Source organism: Pseudoalteromonas sp. MB41, from assembly GCF_020966275.1.
Classification (GTDB): domain Bacteria; phylum Pseudomonadota; class Gammaproteobacteria; order Enterobacterales; family Alteromonadaceae; genus Pseudoalteromonas; species Pseudoalteromonas lipolytica.
On record NZ_JAJJZF010000066.1, the window covers coordinates 1 to 1,191 of the forward strand.

The 1,191-nt window shown below is 41.4% G+C and carries 4 protein-coding genes; 1 reads left to right on the top strand and 3 read right to left on the bottom strand.

Features of this window, described 5'->3' with window-relative positions; all coding sequences use genetic code 11:
* The 3 genes from LPA49_RS22150 to LPA49_RS22160 form a co-directional block, all read right to left on the bottom strand.
* The coding region (locus LPA49_RS22150) for a DUF4158 domain-containing protein (RefSeq protein ID WP_230237759.1) at window positions 1-161 on the bottom strand (161 nt) is incomplete at its 3' end.
* Window positions 162-289: 128 nt separating this feature from the next.
* Window positions 290-487: a hypothetical protein gene (locus tag LPA49_RS22155; protein ID WP_069945758.1), complete on the bottom strand. Its 198-nt coding sequence runs from the start codon at window positions 485-487 to the stop codon at window positions 290-292.
* A gap of 9 nt (window positions 488-496) precedes the next feature.
* Window positions 497-877 (bottom strand): DUF4262 domain-containing protein, encoded by a 381-nt coding sequence (locus LPA49_RS22160; RefSeq protein WP_004748782.1) that lies wholly within the window; start codon window positions 875-877, stop codon window positions 497-499.
* A 154-nt stretch (window positions 878-1,031) separates the two neighbouring features.
* Here LPA49_RS22160 and LPA49_RS22165 point away from each other — a divergent pair.
* Window positions 1,032-1,191: DUF4158 domain-containing protein (locus LPA49_RS22165; protein WP_230237752.1), on the top strand; the 160-nt coding region annotated here is incomplete at its 3' end.

Consider the following 1,191-nt stretch of genomic DNA (forward strand, 5'->3'; position numbering starts at 1 on the left):
TAGCATCGGTGGCTTCTTAGGCGAATGCTTTTCGACTCTGTTAACTCGATCTCGTTTGGCGTAAAATACAATCGTTGTTGTTCAAGTGATAATAGCGGCGGAGAATATAGATCAAGCTGCTCAGCTTTGGTAAGAATTGAGAGTTCGTTTTTTATAGCCATAGGAATTACGTTAAGTTTAAGGGGTTGTTAACCTCATAATTTGCCATACTTTGGAGAAGTAACCCACCTTTGTAAGCCTTTAAATATAATGAGTATGGCGGTTTATGTTACTTTAGAGGGGAAAATCCCTAGAACCCCATAGTGTCCTGATATACAATCCGTCGATTGGATAGATCATAGAGCTGAGCCAACGATTCAACCGTATAATCTGCGGCGTTAGTCACAGACGCAACATCTGGGTCATCATTATCTTTGATGAGAATGAACGTGTAGGTATCCAGGATAACTGAATAGGAAGAGGTCATTCTTTGTTTACCAATAGCCATGCACCTCTCCTAGTGGAAATCCATTGAAACATTAAGCACGTTGAAATCCCACGAGCCATAGTAAGTACGTGCAGCGAAGAAATGCCTACGCTTTTCCATATCCGAAAAGTGTTTGAGCTGCGGTTGAGGCTCAAAGATATGATCAATGCTTTTCACCTGATCAAGAATCAACAGCCCCATTTGAACAGCTTGAAAAATCACCTGGAACATCTCATCAGCTATTTCCGAAGATTGCCCGAACAGAATCAGATCTGGCGAACCAATATTTTTCATTCCGACCGTGTAGCTGTAGCCTTTCTCATGCATAACATACAGGCCGTTCTTCAACAGTGCGCGGTGTATCACTTGGTTATGGCTTTGAATGCCATTCTCAAAAATCTTCAATTCCATGTTACCTCCGAAATGGGGGTTCTAGGGATTTTCCCCTCTAAAAAGACATAATTCTCTGTAGACCACACCAATAAATGGCTGCGGAGGTGGGTTACTACTTATAAGTGTGGCAAATTAGGTAAATATCGTACATTTAATACGGAACAGCCCTGATATGGCCATCAAAAACGAAATTACTATTCTCACGAGAGCAGAACAGGCAAATCTTTATTCCCCACCCATTTTTTCAATCGAAGAACAACGTCTGTACTTTTCTCTGAACGATGCGGAATTGGCAGTTTTTCGGTCAATTCGTCTCAGAGTTCATAGATGTT

What these genes read in the sequence shown, in the direction of transcription:
- LPA49_RS22160 (WP_004748782.1), bottom strand. Translation starts at nt 877, where the DNA reads ATGGAATTGAAGATTTTTGAGAATGGCATTCAAAGCCATAACCAAGTG.
- LPA49_RS22155 (WP_069945758.1), bottom strand. Translation starts at nt 487, where the DNA reads ATGGCTATTGGTAAACAAAGAATGACCTCTTCCTATTCAGTTATCCTG.